Origin of the sequence: Nitratireductor aquimarinus, from assembly GCF_017255295.1 — a bacterium.
In the GTDB taxonomy this organism is placed as follows: Bacteria; Pseudomonadota; Alphaproteobacteria; order Rhizobiales; family Rhizobiaceae; genus Nitratireductor; species Nitratireductor aquimarinus.
Map to the genome: position 1 here is coordinate 43,007 of NZ_JAFKDE010000013.1, position 20,086 is coordinate 63,092.

General features: G+C 61.6%; 18 protein-coding genes and 1 tRNA gene. 7 read left to right on the forward strand and 12 right to left on the reverse strand.

Translation table 11 applies throughout. The features are described from left to right. Positions 1-5 precede the first annotated feature (5 nt). The 6 genes from JYP46_RS20040 to JYP46_RS20065 are packed head-to-tail and all read right to left on the reverse strand — an operon-like array spanning position 6 to position 5,777. Positions 6-812 (reverse strand): purine-nucleoside phosphorylase, encoded by an 807-nt coding sequence (locus JYP46_RS20040; protein WP_206546544.1) that lies wholly within the window; start codon positions 810-812, stop codon positions 6-8. Next, entirely contained in the window at positions 809-1,204 is a 396-nt protein-coding gene (locus JYP46_RS20045; RefSeq protein ID WP_206546545.1) for a cytidine deaminase, read from the reverse strand. The genes JYP46_RS20040 and JYP46_RS20045 overlap by 4 nt, the downstream gene beginning before the upstream one ends. Next, positions 1,204-2,175, reverse strand: a complete 972-nt coding sequence (locus JYP46_RS20050) for an ABC transporter permease (protein WP_113153737.1) — start codon at positions 2,173-2,175, stop codon at positions 1,204-1,206. The genes JYP46_RS20045 and JYP46_RS20050 overlap by 1 nt, the downstream gene beginning before the upstream one ends. Position 2,176: 1 nt before the next feature. Further along, positions 2,177-3,316 carry an ABC transporter permease gene (locus JYP46_RS20055; RefSeq protein ID WP_206546546.1) on the reverse strand — a complete coding sequence of 380 codons (1,140 nt, stop codon included), beginning with the start codon at positions 3,314-3,316 and terminating at the stop codon, positions 2,177-2,179. Then, on the reverse strand, positions 3,313-4,248 hold the full coding sequence (locus JYP46_RS20060; protein ID WP_206549122.1) for a GIY-YIG nuclease family protein: 936 nt from the start codon (positions 4,246-4,248) through the stop codon (positions 3,313-3,315). Before JYP46_RS20060 ends, JYP46_RS20055 begins: the two co-directional genes overlap by 4 nt. After that, the gene (locus tag JYP46_RS20065; protein WP_206546547.1) at positions 4,245-5,777 is read right to left on the reverse strand and encodes an ABC transporter ATP-binding protein; all 1,533 of its coding nucleotides are present in this window, start codon (positions 5,775-5,777) and stop codon (positions 4,245-4,247) included. The genes JYP46_RS20060 and JYP46_RS20065 overlap by 4 nt, the downstream gene beginning before the upstream one ends. A 182-nt stretch (positions 5,778-5,959) precedes the next feature. On the opposite strand from JYP46_RS20065, the gene JYP46_RS20070 reads away from it, so the two are divergent. Next, entirely contained in the window at positions 5,960-6,163 is a 204-nt protein-coding gene (locus JYP46_RS20070; protein ID WP_113153740.1) for a SlyX family protein, read from the forward strand. Positions 6,164-6,209: 46 nt separating this feature from the next. On the opposite strand, the gene JYP46_RS20075 is transcribed toward JYP46_RS20070, so the two are convergent. The 6 genes from JYP46_RS20075 to aroA form a co-directional block, all read right to left on the reverse strand. Continuing rightward, positions 6,210-6,821: a TetR/AcrR family transcriptional regulator gene (locus tag JYP46_RS20075; protein ID WP_206549123.1), complete on the reverse strand. Its 612-nt coding sequence runs from the start codon at positions 6,819-6,821 to the stop codon at positions 6,210-6,212. A 71-nt stretch (positions 6,822-6,892) separates the two neighbouring features. After that, on the reverse strand, positions 6,893-7,441 hold the full coding sequence (locus tag JYP46_RS20080) for a carboxymuconolactone decarboxylase family protein (RefSeq protein ID WP_162742217.1): 549 nt from the start codon (positions 7,439-7,441) through the stop codon (positions 6,893-6,895). A gap of 1,320 nt (positions 7,442-8,761) precedes the next feature. Next, positions 8,762-10,465 carry a 30S ribosomal protein S1 gene (gene rpsA / locus JYP46_RS20085; RefSeq protein ID WP_206549124.1) on the reverse strand — a complete coding sequence of 568 codons (1,704 nt, stop codon included), beginning with the start codon at positions 10,463-10,465 and terminating at the stop codon, positions 8,762-8,764. 148 nt (positions 10,466-10,613) lie between these two features. After that, positions 10,614-11,264: a (d)CMP kinase gene (locus JYP46_RS20090; protein ID WP_224873408.1), complete on the reverse strand. Its 651-nt coding sequence runs from the start codon at positions 11,262-11,264 to the stop codon at positions 10,614-10,616. Between the two features lie 5 nt (positions 11,265-11,269). Then, positions 11,270-11,974, reverse strand: coding sequence for an SDR family oxidoreductase (locus JYP46_RS20095; RefSeq protein ID WP_206549125.1), 705 nt, complete (start codon positions 11,972-11,974; stop codon positions 11,270-11,272). 29 nt (positions 11,975-12,003) lie between these two features. Next, the gene (gene aroA, locus JYP46_RS20100) at positions 12,004-13,341 is read right to left on the reverse strand and encodes a 3-phosphoshikimate 1-carboxyvinyltransferase (RefSeq protein ID WP_113156111.1); all 1,338 of its coding nucleotides are present in this window, start codon (positions 13,339-13,341) and stop codon (positions 12,004-12,006) included. A gap of 302 nt (positions 13,342-13,643) precedes the next feature. On the opposite strand from aroA, the gene JYP46_RS20105 reads away from it, so the two are divergent. The 6 genes from JYP46_RS20105 (at position 13,644) to JYP46_RS20130 (ending at position 20,080) form a co-directional block, all read left to right on the forward strand. Next, positions 13,644-14,048 carry a TIGR02300 family protein gene (locus tag JYP46_RS20105; protein ID WP_113153747.1) on the forward strand — a complete coding sequence of 135 codons (405 nt, stop codon included), beginning with the start codon at positions 13,644-13,646 and terminating at the stop codon, positions 14,046-14,048. Between the two features lie 174 nt (positions 14,049-14,222). Beyond that, positions 14,223-14,298, forward strand: a tRNA-Ala gene (locus JYP46_RS20110). Positions 14,299-14,724: 426 nt separating this feature from the next. Beyond that, positions 14,725-16,311, forward strand: a complete 1,587-nt coding sequence (locus JYP46_RS20115; protein WP_113153748.1) for a peptide ABC transporter substrate-binding protein — start codon at positions 14,725-14,727, stop codon at positions 16,309-16,311. A 74-nt stretch (positions 16,312-16,385) separates the two neighbouring features. Further along, positions 16,386-17,303 carry an oligopeptide ABC transporter permease OppB gene (oppB, locus tag JYP46_RS20120; RefSeq protein WP_113153749.1) on the forward strand — a complete coding sequence of 306 codons (918 nt, stop codon included), beginning with the start codon at positions 16,386-16,388 and terminating at the stop codon, positions 17,301-17,303. Further along, entirely contained in the window at positions 17,296-18,438 is a 1,143-nt protein-coding gene (locus tag JYP46_RS20125; protein WP_206546553.1) for an ABC transporter permease, read from the forward strand. Before oppB ends, JYP46_RS20125 begins: the two co-directional genes overlap by 8 nt. A 1-nt stretch (position 18,439) precedes the next feature. Continuing rightward, positions 18,440-20,080, forward strand: a complete 1,641-nt coding sequence (locus JYP46_RS20130; RefSeq protein ID WP_206549126.1) for an ABC transporter ATP-binding protein — start codon at positions 18,440-18,442, stop codon at positions 20,078-20,080. The last annotated feature ends 6 nt before the right edge of the window (positions 20,081-20,086 follow it).

Below are 20,086 nucleotides of genomic sequence, written 5' to 3' on the forward strand. Positions count from 1 at the left end.
TAACCTCAGCCTGTTGGCAGGCCGTCGGCGCAGAGCTGGCCGAGAACCGTTGCGAGACGCTGGCCGCCAATGGGAGCCATGTCCTTGGTTTCCTGATGCGACAGCTCGCCCGCGCTCATGCCCGCACCCAGATTGGTGATGACCGAGCAGGCCGCGACCCGAAGGCCGAAATAGCGCGCGAGGATCACTTCCGGCACGGTCGACATGCCCACCGCGTCCGCACCCAGCGTGCGCGCCATGCGAATTTCCGCCGGCGTTTCGAAGGACGGGCCGGAGAACCACATGTAGACGCCCTTGTGCAGCGCGACGCCGCTCTTTTCAGCGGCGGCTGCGAGGCTGGCGCGCAGGCCCGCATCATAAGCCTCGCTCATGCCGACGAAGCGCCGGTCGCTGCCCTCGCCGATCAGCGGGTTCATGCCGGAGAAATTGATGTGGTCCTCGATCAGCATCACCGAGCCGGGTGGCATGTCCTGCCTCAGCGATCCCGCCGCATTGGTCAGGATCATCTGGGTGATGCCGATGCCCCACAGGGTTTCCAGCGCCGGGCGCATGGCCGCCGCATCGCCATGTTCATAATAGTGCGCGCGGCCGGCAAGCATCAGCACGGGCGTGCCTGAAAGCCGTCCGGCGACAATCTCGCCCGCATGGCCGGTCACGCCGCTTTGCGGAAAGCCGGGTAATTCGGAATAGGAAATCCGCACCGGGTTCTCGACGTCGTTCACAAGACCGCCAAGCCCGGAGCCAAGCACCAGCGCAAGCTGCGGGGCGAGGCCGTTCAGCCGTTCGGTGAGAAGGTCCACCGCTTCTTTCATTTGCCATCCTCGAAGCTGAAGCCGCGCGGGAACACGGCCGAGAAGGGAACCGTTTCAAGCACCCCGTTGGTGTCGCAGAGATGCAGGCAGGCATCGTCGGTGACGAACTCCGCCAGCCGCTGGCGGCAACCGCCGCAGGGCATTATCTTCGGCATCTTCTCCGCCACCACGGCGATCTCCGTCACGCGCCCGCCGCCCGCCATGACGAGATGGCCAAGCGCGGTGGTCTCTGCGCACCAGCCTTCCGGGTAAGACGCGTTCTCGATGTTGCAGCCTGCGTGGATTGCGCCGGCCTCGGTCTTCACCGCAGCCCCCACGGGAAAGCGCGAATAGGGGGCGTAGGCGTTCTGCATCGCCGCGCTGGCGGCTGCAAACAGGTCTTCGGCGCTCATCACCGCTCCTTCACATAGGGCACGCCGCCGGCGCGCGGGGGAATGGCCTTGCCGATGAAGCCGGCCAGAAGCACCACGGTCAGAATGTAGGGCAGGGCCTGCATGAACTGCACCGGCACCTGACCGATGAGGGGCAGGGGCGTGCCCTGAATGCGGATCGCGAAGGCGTCGAGAAAGCCGAACAGAAGGCAGGCGAACATCACCGGCACAGGCTTCCACTTGGCGAAGATCAGCGCGGCGAGCGCGATAAAGCCGCGTCCTGCCGTCATGTCTTTCACGAAGCCGGCATTCTGCGCCATGGAGAGATAGGCGCCGGCCATGCCGGTGAGAATGCCGGTGCAGATCACGGCCCGGTAGCGCAGCCACGAAACGGAGATGCCCGCCGTGTCGACCGCAGCCGGGTTTTCGCCCACCGCGCGCAGCCGGAGGCCGAAGCGGGTGCGGAACAAAACCCACCAGGTGAAGGGCACCAGAAGAAAGGCCGCATAGGTCAGAAGCGAGTGGCCGGAAATCAGCTCGGAATAGACGTCGCCGAGGATCGGGACGTCGCGTACGGCTTCGGCAAAGGGTAACTCGATCGCGCCGAAACGCGCCTCGCCCGGCAGCGATGGCGTGCGCCCGCCCTGCCGGAACCAGGCCTGCCCCAGAATGATTGTGGAGCCGGCGGCGATGAAGTTGATGGCGACGCCCGAAACGATCTGGTTGCCGCGATGGGTGATGGAGGCAAAGCCATGCACCAGCGCGAGGAAGATGGAAATGAGCATCGCCGCGCCGAGACCGGCCCAGGCGGATCCGGTGACGGCGGCGGCCGCGCCGGCCGCGAATGCGCCTGCCAGCATCTTGCCTTCAAGGCCGATGTCGAAGACGCCCGAGCGCTCCGAATAAAGCCCGGCAAGTGCGGCCAGCAGAAGCGGTACCGAAAGCCGCACGGTGGAATCGAGAACGAGGATCAGGGCGTGAAAGAAGTCCATGTCAGCTACCCTCTCCCTGCTGCGCCTCAAGGCCCGTCGAACGCGAGCCAAGGCTTGCGAAAAGGGCCTGAATGGACGGTCTGAACATATGCTCCAGCGCACCGGCAAACAGGATCACGAGGCCCTGGATGATGACGATCATGTCGCGTGAGATGTTGGGCATCTCGAAGGCGAGTTCCGCACCGCCCTGATAGAGCATGCCGAACAGGATCGCCGCCGGCACGATGCCGGCCGGATGCGACCGGCCCATCAACGCCACCGCGATGCCGACGAAACCGGCCCCGGTAACGAAGTCGATCTGCAGCCGGTTCTGGTCGCCCATCACCGGGTTGAGCGCCATCATGCCGGCAAGCGCGCCGGAGATGAGCATGGTGATGATGATGATTTTCGTTTCGCTCACACCGGCATAGCGGGCCGCCTTGGGGCTGTAGCCGCGCATGCGGATCTCGTAGCCGAGCCGCGTGCGCCAGATCAGCACCCAGACGAAGAACGCCGCCGCCAGCGCCAGCAGGAACGACAGGTTGAAGGGCGCGGAGCGGATGGTGAAGCCCATGGCCTCGAGCATCCAGTTGAGCTTGGGCAGCTGCCCGCCTTCAAGGAAGTTGCGGGTCTGCGGGGCCTGCGCGCCGGCCGGCTTCAGCACGTTCACCAGCAGATAGACCATCAGGCTGGCGGCGATGAAGTTGAACATGATCGTCGTGATGACGATGTGCGAGCCGCGCTTTGCCTGGAAATAGGCGGGAATGAAGGCCCACGCCGCGCCGAACAGCGCCGCGCCGACAATGGCCAGCGGAAACACGAGCCACCAGGGCAGAATACTGTCGAAGGCGAGGCAGACAACGGCCACGCCGAGCCCGCCCACATAGGCCTGTCCCTCGCCGCCGATGTTGAACAGGCTGCAATGAAAGGCCACCGCCACCGCAAGGCCGGTGAAGATGAAGCTCGTCGCGTAATAGAGCGTGTAGGCGATGTTCTGGCCGCGTCCGAGCGCGCCATCCACCAGGATGACCGCAGCACGGATCGGGTTTTCGCCAACCAGCATCACCACCAGGCCGGCCACCAGAAAGGCCACGGCGAGGTTGATCAGCGGGATCAGCCCGTAATCGGCCCAGGCGGGCAGTTTCGCATAGGGCGCGCTCATTCCGCCGCCTCCTTCGAGATCTCGTTTGAAGTTGTACGAGAGTCAAGCCAGGCACCCAGAGGCATACCTGTGGTGGAATGTTTCCATTCCTTAGGCCCGCTGGACTGTCTATTCAGAATTACAGCAGCAGCCGCACTTGAGCTGTTAAAGAGCGTGTCCTCTTGAAATTTGAGGAACTCACCTTTGTCAGTTCGTTTTAAAACACCCTGATCTATAAGCGATTTTCTAAGGGGAGCGTAATTGTTCGTTTGATATCGTTCATCTGATATAGCGCTTGATCCAGAAAGGACGATGAACTCGTTATCTCTTATCACTGCATGTGCTTTGACGCCGGATTTATGCTTTATAATTAGAATATCTTCTGAGTCGTCAAAACTGTTGGCTTTTTGCTTGATTTTCTCGCTTATCGCGCCTCTAAAAATGTTGATGTCTAGAACTGGCAGTATCAGTTTAACCTGATCAAGGAAGTTTTCCATGTCGGCTTGATCTGCTTCACCGAGGCCACCAGCCAGTTCATTTGGCGAGATCTGATTGTCCAGATGAGCACGCTTTCCGTCACTCGCTAGTTGGATCATCTTCGATTCAAGAGCAAGAAAGTGCCCAGCGGTGAAATTTGAGTCTGATGTCGTGATAATTGCGACTGTATCCGTCCAGTCTTTGTTTTTCAGTTGGGTGCGCAGGCGGTCGGAAAGTGTTGATGCCTGTCCGACATAAGCGCGCACTCCCATCGGGTGACTGAGATCCTCACCTTGCAGGATATAGCAGCCAGGTCTTTGGGCTTCTTCGCGGTCGAATAGCTCAGCAATTCTGATGTTCTTTGCGAGAATTACTGACCCTGTCCAGTTGGGTATGCTCGCAACGATCAGCCCGTTCGCCGACCCGTCAACTAGGAACAATCTTATGGATTGTCCCCGTTTTGCGCGCGCGCTCATTCCGCCGCCTCCTTTTCCTCGACGCCGGCCATGAGCAGGCCAAGTTCGCTTTCGCTTGCTTCGGGTCCGCGCTCGCCGACGACACGGCCGGCGAACATCACCAGAATGCGGTCGGACAGCGAGCGGATTTCATCCAGCTCCACAGAGACCAGAAGAACGGCCTTGCCCTGGTCGCGCATGTCGATCAGCCGTTTGTGGATGAACTCGATCGCGCCCACATCCACGCCGCGCGTCGGCTGGCCGACGATCAGCACTTTCGGGTCCTGTTCGATCTCGCGGGCCAGCACGATCTTCTGCTGGTTGCCGCCGGAGAAATTGGCCGTCTTCAGCCGGCAGTCCGGCGGGCGGATATCGTATTTCTCGATCTTCTCGCGCGCATCGGCGCGGATCGCCTCAATGTTGAGGAAAGGGCCGTTCAGATATTTTGCCTGCCGGTGATAGCCCAGCATGGCGTTTTCGTTCTCCTCGAAAGGCAGCACGAGACCGACATGGTGGCGGTCTTCCGGCACATGGGCCATGCCGCGTTCGCGCAGGTCGGCGGGGTCGGCCGCACCCGTCAGGTCCACTGGTTCGCCATCCAGCGTCACCGTTCCCGAAACCGCCTTCTGCACGCCGGTGATGGCGTCGAGAAGCTGCGACTGGCCGTTGCCGGCCACGCCCGCAATGCCGACGATCTCGCCCGCGCGCACATCCAGCGACAGGTTGTCGACCATGGTGACGCCGCGCGAATCCTTGACCGTCAGTCCCTTGACCGAAAGAAGAACGTCACCCGGCGTCGCCTCGCCCTTTTCCACCTGCAGCAGAACGCGCCGGCCCACCATGAGCTCGGCCAGTTCTTCCACATTGGTCTCGGAGGTCTTGCGAGTGGCCACCATCGTGCCCTGGCGCATGACCGACACATTGTCGGTGATGGCCATGATCTCGCGCAGCTTGTGCGTGATGAGGATGATGGTCTTTCCCTCATCCTTTAGCTGCTCCAGAATGCGGAACAGATGGTCCGCCTCGGCAGGCGTCAGAACGCCGGTCGGCTCGTCGAGGATCAGAATGTCAGCGCCGCGATAAAGCGCCTTCAGGATCTCCACGCGCTGCTGCAGGCCCACCGGCAGATCTTCAATGATCGCATCGGGGTCCACTTCCAGCCCGTAGTCGCGCTCCAGCCGCTCCAGCTCCGAACGGGCCTTGGCGATGGAGGTGTTGAGCAGCGCTTCGCCCTCGGCCCCCAGAATGACGTTTTCCAGAACGGAGAAATTCTCCACAAGCATGAAGTGCTGATGCACCATGCCGATGCCCAGCGCGATGGCGTCGCTCGGCGTGTTGATGGTCGCCTTCCTGCCGGCGACATCAATGCGCCCCCTGTCGGCCTGGTAGAAGCCGTAGAGGATCGACATCAGTGTCGATTTGCCGGCCCCATTCTCGCCAATGATGCCATGGATCGTTCCGGCGGTGATCTTCAGATCGATGTTGCGGTTTGCGTGAACCGCCCCAAAGCTCTTGCTGATGCCCTTGAGCTCGATTGCCGTGTCAGCCATCGGCGACCCACTTCCCCGTTTTTATCAATTGGTCAAATGCAGTATCACGGCGTTCCGCCACCTGCCAACCGCGCGCTGCGCGGCAGCAACGAAACGTCCCTTGGGGCACTCTCGACAAATCGGGCCTTGCTTGTCAATTTCCCGGCGCGAGAATGCACCGAAACCGCAGAAAGAAGCGTGCCATGACGGAAGACCGGATCACCCAGCTCGAAATCCTGGCCGCCGAGCAGGAAAAGACCATCGAAGAGCTTTCGACGGAACTCACCCGCCAGTGGCGCGAGATGGAGGCGCTGAAGAAAAAACTCCAGCGCCTGTCCGAGCGTTTCATGGAACTGGAAGAGCAGACGGCGGGCGACGTGCCGGTGACGAAGCCGCCGCACTGGTGAGGGGGGGGGTAACCCTTGCCATTTTCACGGGCTGTTCCATGCGGGTTTACGCTTCCGGTGTCACCAGCGCCTCGAAAGCCCGGCGCATCTCGGTGCGGGCGGCGTGTTCGGATATTTGCCCGTCGAGCAGCGCGCGCGCCAGTTCTTCCACGGCCCCGAACAGCGCGATCATCCGGGCCTGCGCGGGCATGTCGCCTGCCGGAAAGCAGGGGGCGAGAAGCCGTGTCAGCATATCGCAGAAAGCGGTGCGGATTTCCGTGCCGATCATGCCGTGCTCGGGGTAGGAGCGCAGGGCGGCGATGGTCGCTTCGTAAACCCGCCCGTGCCGTGTGATGCAGGCGATATAGCTGTCGGCGAACATGTTTGCAGCATCGCGGGGCGTGGGCGGGCGGTGGGCCATGCCGGCTTCGAGATCGGCAAAGAGCCGCTGATCATAGCGCCGATAGAGCGCGAGCAGCAGCCCCATGCGCGTGCCGAACTGGCTATAGGTGACAGGTTTGGTGACGCCTGCGGCCTCGGCCAGCGTCTGGAGCGTCAGCGCATCGGAACCCCTGGTGTCCAGAATGTCCGCCGCAAGGTCGAGAAGGAGGTTGCGGCGGTCTTCGCGTTTGAGGCGCTTGCGCGGGGTGGCGCTATCCTGATTTTGCTGGCCTGACATGGCTTGCCTTATAGACAATCGCGATCATGCGGGCCAGCGGGCGGCGCGGTGACCGCCCGCTGGTCTGCATGTCAGTCGCGGTTCTGGAGCGGCACTTTCGGGAAGTCGATTTTCGGCTGCACGATGTTGTTGACCCAGTTGCTGAAGCTGTTCATCGCTGTCCACGCGCAGATCTGAATCAGCTTTTTCTCCGAAATGCCGGCCTGCGCGGCGCGTTCGAAATCATGCGTTTCCAGATTGCCGCGCTGTGCAATCAGGCGGAGCGCCAGGTCGATGACCGCCTGTTCGCAGGCGTCATCCGCCTCGCCGCGCTGTGCGGCGACGCATTCCTCGGCGCTCATGCCGGCTTTCTTGCCCGAGAAAGTGTGTCCGCTGACGCAGTAATGGCAGCCATTGCTGTTGGCCACGGCGAGCGAGATCATCTCGCGCTCGCGGACGGACAGATGGCTGGCTGCCTCCACGGCTTCCTGAAAGGCCAGATAGCCATTGAGCGTCGCGCCATCGATGCCGAGCGCGCCGAAGAAGTTCGGCACCATGCCGTACTGGGCTTTGAAGCCTTCGAGGGTCGGGGTGGCGGCTTCATCGGCCGTTTCGATGGTGACCGGGGTCATTTTCAGCATGGGGTTCTCCATGGGGGATTTGGGAATGGGGGGATTTGGGAATGGGGAGGAATTGGGTTGAAGTTCAACGCGCGGGCGCTTGAACCTGCGTTGGGTTCGTATGTGTAAGACCGGAAGAGAGACGGTGCGTGTAAGCCTGGCCGTCAATCCGCGATCTATCCCATCGCGGGAGGGCAATGGGTGCAGCGGGGGCGGGCGGGTGCTGTGGCCCGCGTGTGCCGGTCAGCGGCTTGGTTTACGAACTGCATGATCCTGTCCACGGTTTGCGGCGTGCCGCGTGTTGTGCAGTCGCTATATACTTATGGTAACTTAATTTGCAAGAGCCCTGTAGGGATGGCGAAGTCCGCATGGCGGCTGCCCTGAGAGACGGCAACGAGAGGCCCGTCGAAGAGCCTTCGGCGGGACACGCCAGCCAGTGGCGCGTGATGGAGGCGCCTTAGATGGGCTCGAACGCTTTGAACGCCTCTGGGAACAATTCATGGAACTGGATGAGAAAACGGCCGGCGACGCGCCGCCACAATGATGAGGGCTTTTCGCTTTTACGCGGTAGCCACAAAGGTGGCGGTCAGTCCGGGCGCCCTGTGCAGCCCGGATTCCAGGGAAGGGCGTTCGGCGGTGCTCAGGCCGGGGCCATCCGCTCGCAAGCCCGTCGAGGACCTGCATGAATGGCGCAGGGAGGTTATCGGGCGTTTCCTGGTATTATGGCCGGTTCACGGCTTCTATTTATAAGTAAAGAATTTCATTTTCTCTTGAAGGTGGGATAAGTGCGTTATCACAAGGGCGTTTGACACGCCTAGAACGATGGGCAGAATGCACTTATCCTGCAGCGCTTCGTAGATTATAAAATTTGCAACGGCAATTGTAATCAATGCGAAGGCAAACTGAATCGCTTTTATCATAATTTTCTCTCTTGAATAAAAACTATATTGCCATTCGTCGGCGATCCCGTTGATTTGCATAGAAGAAGGCGTCGCCAGATGGCGAAGGCTGTATCAAATGCAGCTCCGGCGGCGTCTGAGGCGCAGGAGTAGGTTGCGTTTGTGGTTGTGGCGTTATGAGGTTTCGGATGCCAAAGGTAAGAAGCTAAGCATATTTTTCATAATAGATTTGAAAAATTCTAATTTTTACTAGGTAATTAGCAGCGCTCTTTAAAATAATGCGAATTTCCATTTGGTCAACTTGGTATTTCGAATAAATAGATTACGTTATGTTCTGTATTTGATTTTGAGGAAACCTGCTTCATCTCAAAAGACAGGCATTAAAAAACCCCGCCGGAGCGATCCGGCGGGGTCTTTGTTTTCAGGCCTGATCGGCTGACGATTACTCGTCGCCGCCCTGCTTCTTCAGGGCTGCGCCCAGAATGTCGCCGAGCGAAGCGCCGGAGTCGGTGGAACCGAACTGTGCGACAGCTTCCTTCTCTTCGGCGATTTCCAGCGCCTTGATCGAGACGTTGATGCGACGGGTCTTCTTGTCGAAGACGGTGACGCGGGCGTCCACCTTCTGGCCGACGGAGAAGCGCTCGGGGCGCTGCTCTGCACGGTCACGCGACAGGTCGGAGCGCTTGATGAAGCTCTCGACGTCGTGATCGACCAGCAGAACCTCGAGGCCGCCGTCTTTCACGCCGGTCACTTCACAGGTCACAACCGCGCCCTTGCGCAGTTCGCCGGAAGCAGCGGCTTCGCCGATGGAGTCATGACCAAGCTGCTTGATGCCGAGAGAGATGCGCTCCTTGTCGACGTCCACGTCGAGAACCTGCGCCTTCACCACGTCGCCGCGGTTGTACTCTTCGATCACCTGCTCGCCCGGACGGTTCCAGTCGAGATCGGAAAGGTGGACCATGCCGTCCACGTCGCCGTCCAGGCCGATGAACAGACCGAACTCGGTCTTGTTCTTGACCTCGCCCTCGACAACGGAGCCGACGGTGTGGTTGCGGGCGAATGCCTCCCACGGGTTCTCGAGCGTCTGCTTGAGGCCCAGCGAGATGCGGCGCTTCACCGGATCCACTTCCAGCACGACAACTTCGACTTCCTGCGTGGTGGAAAGGATCTTGCCCGGATGAACGTTCTTTTTCGTCCAGGACATTTCCGAAACGTGGATCAGGCCTTCGATGCCCGGCTCCAGCTCCACAAACGCACCGTAGTCGGTGATGTTGGTGACGCGACCCAGAACCTTCTTGCCAAGCGGGTACTTGCCGCCGATGCCGTCCCACGGATCGGCTTCGAGCTGCTTCATGCCCAGCGAGATGCGGTGGGTTTCCTGGTTGATGCGGATGATCTGCACCTTGACCGTCTGACCGATGTTGAGGATCTCGGTCGGATGGTTGACACGACGCCATGCCATGTCGGTGACGTGCAGCAGGCCGTCGATGCCGCCCAGGTCAACGAACGCACCGTAGTCGGTGATGTTCTTGACCACGCCTTCGACCACCTGACCCTCTTCGAGGTTCTGGACGATCTCGGAGCGCTGCTCGGCGCGGCTCTCTTCGAGAACCGTGCGGCGGGACACGACGATGTTGCCGCGGCGCTTGTCCATCTTGAGGATTTCGAAGGGCTGCGGGGTGTGCATCAGCGGGGTGACGTCGCGGATCGGACGAATGTCGACCTGCGAACGCGGCAGGAAGGCCACGGCGCCGTCCAGATCGACGGTGAAGCCGCCCTTGACCTGGTTGAAGATGAAGCCCTCGACGCGCTCGCCGGCGTTGAACTTCGCTTCCAGCTTGACCCAGCTTTCCTCGCGGCGTGCTTTCTCGCGGCTCAGCATTGCCTCGCCAAGCGCGTTCTCGATGCGCTCGACATAGACTTCAACTTCGTCGCCGACCTTGAGGTCCGATTCCTTGCCCTTCGTGCCGAATTCCTTCAGCGGGACACGGCCCTCGACCTTGAGGCCGACATCGACGATCGCCATGTCTTTTTCGATGGCGGTGACGATGCCCTTTACGACGGAGCCTTCAGCGGCGTCGCGTTCGTTGAAGGATTCTTCGAGAAGGCTCGCGAAATCATCGCGAGACGGATTGAATTCTGACATTGATGCTCCTGAAACGCCCTGTTTTTCAAAACGGGGCAAAGCGCCGGTGGTTCGTGTTGCGTTTGTCCAGCCACGCATCCGAGCGGATCGCTCTATGGCCGCCTGAGCGGCAGATCCGGCGCAAAGAATGCGTGGCAGACGATTTTTCTCAGTCTTCTTTTCGAGCCGCCAGCCTGGCATCCACCAGTTTGCAGGCAGCCTGAAACGCCGTCTCTATATCCATTTCGCTCGTATCGAGCAAGTGCGCATCGTTCGCGGGCCTCAGCGGACTGTCCTCGCGACCCATGTCGCGGGCGTCCCGCCGCTCGATATCGGCCAGGATCCGGGCATAGTCGGCAGTGCCACCGCCGGCCTCGATTTCACGCCAGCGTCGGGTGGCGCGCACCTCGGGGCTCGCGATCACATAGAGCTTCACATCGGCTTCAGGGCACACCACCGTGCCGATGTCGCGGCCGTCGAGCACCGCGCCGGGCGGGGTTGCGGCGAAGGCGCGCTGCTTGTCCACCAGCGCCGTGCGCACCGGCGTCATCACAGCCACTTTCGAAGCGGCCTCGCCAATGCCGTGGGCGGAAAGCACTGCCCGGTCGAGCGCGCCCAGATCGAGCGCGCGCGCCGCGCGTTCGGCAATCGCAATATCGTCCAGCGGTTCGCCCGCGTCGATCAGCGCCTTGGCCACACCGCGATAGGTGAGGCCGGTGTCGAGATGGTGCAGGCCATACTGGCTGGCCAGCCGGCGTGCGAGCGTGCCCTTGCCGGAAGCGGCAGGGCCGTCAATGGCGATGGTGAACTTGTCTGGCATTCCCGTCATACCGAGCGCGTTATGCCTCCGTCGATGCGTATGTTCTGGCCGGTGATGTATCCCGACTTCTCGCCGGCCAGGAAGGCGATGAGTTCGGCAACTTCCTCTGCGGAGCCGTAGCGGCCCATGGGGATGCGCGCGCGGCGCTCTTCCTTTTCGGGCAGCGAGTCGATGAAACCCGGCAGCACGTTGTTCATGCGCAGATTGTCTTCGGCATATTTGTCGCAAAAGAGCTTGGTGAAGGCCGCCAGCCCGGCCCGGAACACGCCCGATGTGGGGAATGCGGCTTCCGGCTCGAACGTGGCGTAGGTGGAGATGTTGACGATCGAGCCCGATTTCTGCGCCTGCATGATCGGGGTGACGAGCCGTGTCGCGCGCACCACGTTGAGCAGGTAGAAATCCATGCCCGTGTGCCAGTCCCCGTCCGAAAGCGCCAGCACGTCGCCCTTGGGGCCGTGGCCAGCGCCATTCACCAGCGCATCGATGCGGCCGAAGCGCTCCATCGTCGCGTCGGTGAAGCGCTTGAGGTCATCCGTGGAAAGGTTGGAGCCGGTGAAGCCCAGCCCGCCCAGTTCCCTGCCCAGCGCCTCGCCCTTGCCGGAGGACGACATGACGGCGACCTGATAGCCGTTTTCGGCCAGCTTGCGGGTTGCAGCAGCGCCCATGCCGCTGCCGCCGCCGACAATCATGGCTGTTTTCCCGGTGCTCATGCCGTTTCCTCCCGTGCAGGTTTTTCGTGTCAGTCCAGCTTTGCGCCCAGTCGCGTCATCAGGGCGGTGAAGTCGGGGAAGCTGGTTGCGATCATCGCCTGGTCGTCGATGGTCACCGGCTTCTCGCTCGCCAGGCCCATCACGAGGAAGCTCATGGCGATGCGGTGGTCGAGATGCGTCTTGACCGTTCCGCCGCCAAGGCCCTTGCCGCCGGGGCGGCCCGTCACGCGCAGGGTTGCTTCGCCTTCTTCGCAGTCGACGCCATTGGCCTTGAGGCCGTCGGCAACGGCGGAAAGCCGGTCGGATTCCTTGACGCGCAGCTCTTCCAGCCCCTGCATCAGTGTGTCGCCCTCGGCAAAGCAGGCTGCCACGGCGAGCACCGGGTATTCATCAATCATCGACGGCGCGCGGTCTTCGGGCACGGTCACGCCCTTCAGTTCGGAGCCGCGCACGCGCAGATCCGCCACGTCTTCGCCGCCCTCATTGCGGCGGTCGAGAATCTCGATATTCGCGCCCATCTCGATCAGCGTGGTCACGAGGCCGGTGCGGGTCGGGTTCATCAACATGTTTTCGATGACCACGTCTGAGCCCGGCACGATCAGCGCCGCCACCAGCGGGAAAGCGGCCGAGGACGGGTCGCCCGGAACGGCGATGGTCTGGCCCGTCAGCGTCGGCTGGCCTTCGATGCGGATGTGGCGCACGCCGTCGGCGTCGGTCTCCACTTCCAGCGATGCGCCGAAGCCGGCCAGCATCTTTTCGGTGTGGTCGCGGGTCGCCACGGGTTCGATCACGGTGGTCACGCCGGGCGTGTTCAGCGCGGCCAGAAGCACGGCGGATTTCACCTGTGCAGACGGCATCGGCACCCGGTAGCTGATGGGGGCAGCGTGCTTGGGGCCGCGCAGCGTGATCGGCAGGCGGTCGCCCGGCTCGGCGGAAACGACCTGCAGACCCATTTCCTTAAGCGGATCGAGCACGCGGCCCATCGGGCGCTTGGAAAGCGAGGCGTCGCCGATGAAGCGCGTGGTCATGTCGTAGGAGCCGACAAGGCCCATGGTCAGGCGCACGCCGGTGCCGGCATTGCCGAAGTCGAGCGGCTCTTTGGGTTCCAGCAGCGCGCCGTTGCCCGTGCCGATGGCGATCCATTCATCGCCGCGCTTTTCGATTTTCGCGCCCATGGCCTTCATGGCCTCGCCGGTGCGCAGAACGTCTTCGCCTTCCAGAAGGCCGGTGATGCGCGTCTCGCCCGCAGCCAGGCCGCCAAACATCAGCGCCCTGTGCGAGATCGACTTGTCGCCGGGCACCCGGGCCCGGCCGGAAAGGGCGTCGGATTTGCTGGCGCTCATGGGGCGCGGTTCATGATCGTGCATTGCGTGGTCCTTGGCGATATGCATGCTGCCGGGCGGCAGATTATTCGAGGATTTTCACAGCTGGCTCTAGCATGATGGCGATAGCTGGTCATCCCCCGGTTGACGGATGGCCCCTGACGGGGTTGTAAAGAGAGTGCGCCTTCGCAGGAGAGGCATAATCCAGGGTTCGCATTAAGCTTTGACAGGTGCTCGACTTGCCGTTATGGGGACCAAAATTTTCAAGTAGGCAGGAAGCGCTTCCGGTGCCGGCCGCGATGGAGCCGTCGCAGGCTGGGCCGACCGCAAGACGATGAGGCAGCAAGGTGGCTAAACCGGAACTCGGAACAAAACGCATCTGCCCGGAGACGGGCCGTAAATTCTACGATCTGAACAAGGATCCGATCGTGTCGCCCTATACGGGGCAGACCTATCCGCGCAGCTTCTTTGAAGCTGTCTCCGACACTTCCGTGGAAGAAGAAGAGGAAGTGGAAGAGAAGGAAGTGGATGGCGAGGGCGAAGGCCCCGAAGTGGTTTCGCTCGAGGACGCCGATGATGAGGCGACCTCCAGCAAGAAGTCGGAAATCCCGGATCTCGACGACGATGACGACGACGATGATGTCGATCTCGGCGACGATGATGACGACACGTTCCTCGACGAGGACGATGATGACGACGACGACGATATGAAAGACATTATCGGCGTTGGCGACGACGAAGACGAAAGCTGATTTTTCAGCACCTGCGGGAAGAAAAACCCCAGCCAGCGTTAAAATCGACGCACAGGCGAAAAACGGGGCTTGATCTTCCCGCCGGGCGGGTTTAGAAGCCGCCCACACGGTTGGCCCAGCGGGCCGGCCGGACCTCTTCGCCGGAGACGGCGACCGGCCAAATCGCCGGAGTGTGGGGCCATAGCTCAGTTGGGAGAGCGCTTGAATGGCATTCAAGAGGTCAGGGGTTCGACTCCCCTTGGCTCCACCAAATTTTCTCTGATCTCAGACACACAGAACCGGTCAAGTCGAAGTTGCTTCTTCTTCCGCGGCTTTTGCACAGTCAATCCGGTTGCGTGTTGCGACATATGGCCTTGAGCGATGTGGACGCACAGGCCGTCACAGCCGTCCGTCGGGCTGCATGAAATGTCGCAGGCAGAGGCCCGGCCCCAGCGTGAAATCAAGCCCGGACGCCTTGCTCCCCAAACGCATCTTTTGCCCTCTGCCCGAAAGCCGTCGAGCCTCTCGCAGTGTTCCGCTCAGCGGTAATGCATCCCATCGGTGTTTGCTGCGAATTTCTTGCAACCTTAGGAAATCCTCCCCGAAAGCGTTTGACGTATACGGAAATTCGTTGCCAAATGCCGCGTCTCTCATCCGTTCGTCGGATGATATGAAAGCAAAATGGGAGTGAGGGAAAATGTTGAAATCCCTGGTACGGCCGCTGCTCGCGGGTACGATTCTGGTCTCGACGGCGATGGCAGCGTCCGCCGTGACCTATGTACGCGGCAATGACGGCGATCCGGAAACGCTGGACCAGCACAAGACGTCGCTTGTTGCCGAAGCCCACCTGATGCGCGATCTCTATGAAGGCCTGGTCGTCTATGACGCCAACGCCAAGATCATTCCGGGTGTGGCCGAGGAGTGGAGCGTGTCCGATGATGGCACCGTCTACACCTTCAACCTGCGCGACGATGCAAAATGGTCGAATGGCGACCCGGTGGTGGCTGAGGATTTCGTGTTCTCGCTGCGCCGTATCATGATGCCCGACACGGGCGCGAAATACGCCAACATCCTCTATCCGATCAAGAACGCCGAGGCGATCAACAAGGGTGAGATGGAAGCCGATCAGATGGGCGTGAAAGCCGTCGATGATCGCACGCTTGAGATTACGCTCGAGCAGCCGACCCCGTTCTTCCTGGAGCTTCTCACGCACCAGACCGGCCTGCCGGTGAACCCGAAGGCCGTCGAGGCGCATGGCACGGATTTCGTGCAGCCCGAAAACATCGTCACCAACGGCGCCTACAAGCTCGTTTCCTTCACGCCGGGCGACAAGATCGTCATGGAGAAGAACGAGAACTTCCATGACGCCGACAATGTCCAGATCGACACGATCGAGTACATTCCGTTCGAAGACCGCGCGACCTGCGTGCGCCGCTTCGAGGCCGGCGAGGTTCAAAGCTGCTCCGATCTTCCGACCGAGCAGATCAAGTCCATGAAGGAGCGTCTGGGCGATCAGGTTCGCATTTCGCCCTATCTCGGCACCTACTATTACTCGCTCAACATGAAGCGCGATGTCATGTCGGACCCGAAGGTGCGGCAGGCGCTTGCCATGGTCATCGACCGCGAGTTCCTGGGCGACGAGATCTGGGCCGGCGCGATGCTGCCCGCCTATTCGCTGGTTCCGCCCGGCATCGGCAATTATGAAGGCGGCGGTTCGCCGGCCGAGTGGGCCGACATGTCCCTGCTCGATCGCGAAGACAAGGCCATCGAGCTGATGACGGAAGCCGGCTACGGTCCGGACAATCCGGTCACGGTCGAGCTTGCCTACAACAACTCCGAGAACCACAAGAACACGGCAACTGCGATTGCCGACATGTGGAAGCCGCTCGGCGTCAATGTCGAATTCAATGTCCGCGACCTGTCCGCTCACTATGCGAACCTGCGCGACCAGAAGGATTTCGACGTGGCGCGCGCCGGCTGGATCGGCGACTACTCCGACCCGCAGAACTTCCTGTTCCTGGTCGAGAGCGACAACACCGGCTTCAACTACGCCCAGTATGAGAACCCGGACTATGACGCACTGATGGACAAGGCCGCTGCCGAGACCGATCTGGTCAAGCGCGCCGAGATCCTGCGCGAGGCAGAAGCGACGTTCATGGCAGACATGCCCTACATCCCGCTTCTGTTCTACTCGTCCCTGTCTCTGGTGTCGCCCAAGCTCAATGGCTGGGAAGACAACATCCAGAACGTCCATGGGACGCGCTTCATGAGCATCAGCGAGTAACAACAGCGTTCGATCTTTCCGCCCGGCCCCTTCGTGGGCCGGGCGGTTTCGAACACATATGAGAGTTGGTAGCGATGCTCGGTTATGCCGTGCGCCGTCTTCTTGGCGCTATTCCGACCCTGTTCCTCATTGTCACCTTCGCCTTCTTCCTCATGCGGGTGGCGCCGGGCGGTCCCTTCGACCGCGAGCGCACGCTGGAGGCCAAGGTCCTGGAAAACCTCAACCGCGTTTTCCACCTCGATAAGCCGCTTTGGGAACAGTATTTCTATTATCTCGGCAACCTCGCCCGTGGCGATCTGGGTCCGAGTTTCATCTATCGTGATTTCTCCGTTCAGCAGTTGATCGGCAATGGTCTGCCCGTGTCCATCCAGCTCGGTGGCATGGCCCTGCTTGTTGCGCTGCTGATCGGTAGCGTGCTCGGCAGTATTGCCGCGCTGCGCCAGAATTCCTGGGTCGACTATTCGGTCATTGCGGTCGCCACTTTCGGCATCACCGTGCCGAACTTCGTCGTCGCCCCGCTTCTGTCGCTGATTTTCGGCGTCTGGCTCAGCCTGTTGCCGGCCGGCGGCTGGAGCAGTCCTGAATCCATGGTGCTGCCCGTCATCACGCTCGCCCTGCCGCAGGTGGCCATCATCGCCCGCCTGATACGCGGCTCCATGATCGAGGCGTTGCGTTCCGACCATGTGCGCACGGCGCGGGCCTATGGCCTGCCGACCCGCATGATCGTGGTCGTGCATGCGTTGCGGGCGGCCTGTCTGCCGGTGATTTCCTATCTCGGGCCTGCGGCTGCCGCGCTGCTGACAGGGTCCGTGGTGGTGGAAACCATCTTCGGCCTGCCGGGCATCGGCCGTTACTTTGTCCAGGGCGCCCTGAACCGCGATTACACGCTGGTCATGGGCACCGTCATCATCATCGCCGTCTTCGTGGTGGTCTTCAACCTGATCGTCGACCTCCTCTATGCGGCGCTGGATCCGAGAGTGCGTTATGACTGACATCGCCACCGGCCCAATGCCGCCAGAGGGCGAGCTGCCGACCACCAAGAGCCGTTCGGCCTGGGAGACGGCTTTCATGCGGCTGCGCAAGAACCGCGCAGCCATGGCCAGCCTGTTCGTTCTGATCCTGTTCGTTTTCGCGGGCATCTTCGGGCCGATGCTGGCGCCGCATCCCTATGCGCGCGTCTATTCGGACTTCGTGAAGGTGCCAGCGAGCCTCGAGCCCTATCCGCGTCAGGCAGAAATCGTGCCGCTGGCCGAGTCCGCCCTGTCGCGGGCGCGGCTTGAAACCAGTTCCATCGAGCTTGATGGCGACAGGGTGCGGATCGAAGCAACATCCAGCCGCGAGATCGATCCGCGCGTGACGCGCTATCTCGACCGCTCGGATCTGTTCTCGAACGCCCGTGTGGTCGAGCAGGCCGGCGACAACAAGTCGATCATCATGGAGGCAGACGTCCAGCGTCTGCGTTTCATATTCGGCACGGATGCAAACGGGCGCGACCTGTTTGCACGCGTGCTGATCTCGATCCGCATTTCGTTGATGATCGGCGCGCTCGCCACGGGCGTGGCGCTGTTGATCGGCGTGATCTACGGAGCCACCGCCGGCTTCCTGGGCGGGCGCATCGACAACGTGATGATGCGCATCGTCGACATACTGTACTCGCTGCCCTTCACCTTCTTCGCCATCCTTCTGGTGGTGTTCTTCGGGCGAAACGTGGTCCTGATGTTCATTGCCGTCGGCGCGGTCGAGTGGCTGGACATGGCGCGTATCGTGCGTGGCCAGACCATCGCGCTGAGAAGGCGTGAGTTCGTGCAGGCGGCCGAGGCGCTGGGTGTCGGCTCAAGCGGCATCCTGAAGCGGCACATCATCCCCAACACGCTCGGCCCGGTGATCATCTACATGACGCTGCTGGTGCCCAAGGTCATTCTTCTGGAGAGCTTCCTCTCCTTCCTCGGCCTGGGCGTGCAGGAGCCGCTGACCAGTCTGGGCGTGCTGATCTCCGAGGGCGCGCGCAACATGCGCGGGGCGGCCTACATGCTGCTCTATCCGTCGCTGGCGCTGACCGCGCTCCTGTTTGCGCTCAACTTCCTGGGCGATGGCCTGCGCGATGCGCTCGATCCGAAGGACCGCTGACATGAAGCAGCAGAACGAGGAACGCATCTTCGACATCCGCGACATTCGCGTCACCTTCGACACGCCCGATGGCGCAGTCGAGGCGGTGCGTGGTGTGGACATGCATGTGAACGCCGGCGAAACGGTCGCCGTCGTGGGCGAATCGGGGTCCGGCAAGAGCCAGATCATGATGGCGTCGATGGGGCTTCTGGCGTCCAACGGCTCCGTCTCCGGTTCCGTCAGCTATCGCGGGCAGGAACTCATCGGCCTGCCGCGCGCGAAGCTCAACAAGATCCGCGGCGCGAAGGTCACCATGATCTTCCAGGAGCCAATGACCTCGCTTGATCCGCTCTACACGATCGAGCGGCAGATCTGTGAGCCGATCCGGGTTCATGGCGGGCTTTCGGCCGGGGCGGCGCGCAAGCGCGCGCTGGAGCTTCTCAAGCTCGTCCACATTCCCGATCCCGAGCGACGGATGAAATCCTATCCGCACGAAATGTCCGGTGGCCAGCGTCAGCGCGTGATGATCGCCATGGCGCTCGCCAACGATCCGGACCTGTTGATCGCCGACGAACCGACGACGGCGCTCGACGTGACCATTCAGGCCGAGATCCTCGGCCTGCTGGCCGAACTGCAGAAAAAGCTCGGCATGGCCATTCTCTTCATCACGCATGATCTCGGCATCGTCGAAGCTTTTGCCGACCGGGTCTATGTGATGCAGAAGGGGCTCGTGGTGGAGACTGGCGAGACTGCCGATATTTTCGAGCGGCCGCAGGAGGACTACACCAGAATGCTGCTGGCGGCGGAGCCGGAAGGGCACAAGCCTCCGGTCGGCAACGACCAGCCCATCCTGCTCGATGCGAAGGATGTCTGCGTGACCTTCGTCGTGAAGGGCGGCTTCCTGTCCGGTCCGGGCTACGAGGTGAAGGCCGTGCAGAATGTCGGGCTGACGCTGCGCGCCGGCCAGACCATCGGCATTGTCGGCGAATCGGGGTCGGGCAAGTCCACGCTCGGCCGCGCGCTCCTGCAGCTTCTGCCGTCCGAGGGGCGGGTGGTCTATCAGGGCACGTCCATTCAGGGGTTTGACCGGGCGGCCATGCGGCCCTTCCGGCGCAATCTGCAAATGGTGTTCCAGGACCCCTATGGCTCGCTCAGCCCGCGCATGACGGTGGGCGAGATCATCACCGAGGGGCTGCTCGTTCATGAGCCGCAACTGTCCGCGCGCGAGCGCGACAAACGGGCCATTCAGGCGCTGGAGGAAGTCGGGCTCGACCCGTCCATGCGCAACCGCTTCCCGCACGAGTTTTCGGGCGGTCAGCGCCAGCGCATCGCCATCGCCCGCGCGGTGATCCTCAAGCCCACCGTGATCGTGCTGGACGAACCGACCTCGGCGCTTGACCGTTCGGTGCAGAAGCAGATCATCACCCTGCTCAGGCGCATCCAGGAAAGCCACAACCTGTCCTTCATCTTCATCAGCCACGACCTGTCTGTGGTGAAGGCGCTGTCCGACTACGCCATCGTGATGCGTTCGGGCCAGGTCGTGGAAGAGGGGCTCACCAGCGACGTCTTCGATAATCCACAGAGCGATTACACGAAGGACCTGATGGAAGCAGCGTTCAATCTCAGGGAAGTCTTGCATCGCCAGGCAGCAGCCCGCGCATAGTATAAA

What these genes read in the sequence shown, in the direction of transcription:
- JYP46_RS20040 (WP_206546544.1), bottom strand. Translation starts at nt 812, where the DNA reads ATGAAAGAAGCGGTGGACCTTCTCACCGAACGGCTGAACGGCCTCGCC.
- JYP46_RS20045 (WP_206546545.1), bottom strand. Translation starts at nt 1,204, where the DNA reads ATGAGCGCCGAAGACCTGTTTGCAGCCGCCAGCGCGGCGATGCAGAAC.
- JYP46_RS20050 (WP_113153737.1), bottom strand. Translation starts at nt 2,175, where the DNA reads ATGGACTTCTTTCACGCCCTGATCCTCGTTCTCGATTCCACCGTGCGG.
- JYP46_RS20055 (WP_206546546.1), bottom strand. Translation starts at nt 3,316, where the DNA reads ATGAGCGCGCCCTATGCGAAACTGCCCGCCTGGGCCGATTACGGGCTG.
- JYP46_RS20060 (WP_206549122.1), bottom strand. Translation starts at nt 4,248, where the DNA reads ATGAGCGCGCGCGCAAAACGGGGACAATCCATAAGATTGTTCCTAGTT.
- JYP46_RS20065 (WP_206546547.1), bottom strand. Translation starts at nt 5,777, where the DNA reads ATGGCTGACACGGCAATCGAGCTCAAGGGCATCAGCAAGAGCTTTGGG.
- JYP46_RS20070 (WP_113153740.1), top strand. Translation starts at nt 5,960, where the DNA reads ATGACGGAAGACCGGATCACCCAGCTCGAAATCCTGGCCGCCGAGCAG.
- JYP46_RS20075 (WP_206549123.1), bottom strand. Translation starts at nt 6,821, where the DNA reads ATGTCAGGCCAGCAAAATCAGGATAGCGCCACCCCGCGCAAGCGCCTC.
- JYP46_RS20080 (WP_162742217.1), bottom strand. Translation starts at nt 7,441, where the DNA reads ATGCTGAAAATGACCCCGGTCACCATCGAAACGGCCGATGAAGCCGCC.
- rpsA (WP_206549124.1), bottom strand. Translation starts at nt 10,465, where the DNA reads ATGTCAGAATTCAATCCGTCTCGCGATGATTTCGCGAGCCTTCTCGAA.
- JYP46_RS20090 (WP_224873408.1), bottom strand. Translation starts at nt 11,264, where the DNA reads ATGCCAGACAAGTTCACCATCGCCATTGACGGCCCTGCCGCTTCCGGC.
- JYP46_RS20095 (WP_206549125.1), bottom strand. Translation starts at nt 11,974, where the DNA reads ATGAGCACCGGGAAAACAGCCATGATTGTCGGCGGCGGCAGCGGCATG.
- aroA (WP_113156111.1), bottom strand. Translation starts at nt 13,341, where the DNA reads ATGCACGATCATGAACCGCGCCCCATGAGCGCCAGCAAATCCGACGCC.
- JYP46_RS20115 (WP_113153748.1), top strand. Translation starts at nt 14,725, where the DNA reads ATGTTGAAATCCCTGGTACGGCCGCTGCTCGCGGGTACGATTCTGGTC.
- oppB (WP_113153749.1), top strand. Translation starts at nt 16,386, where the DNA reads ATGCTCGGTTATGCCGTGCGCCGTCTTCTTGGCGCTATTCCGACCCTG.
- JYP46_RS20125 (WP_206546553.1), top strand. Translation starts at nt 17,296, where the DNA reads ATGACTGACATCGCCACCGGCCCAATGCCGCCAGAGGGCGAGCTGCCG.
- JYP46_RS20130 (WP_206549126.1), top strand. Translation starts at nt 18,440, where the DNA reads ATGAAGCAGCAGAACGAGGAACGCATCTTCGACATCCGCGACATTCGC.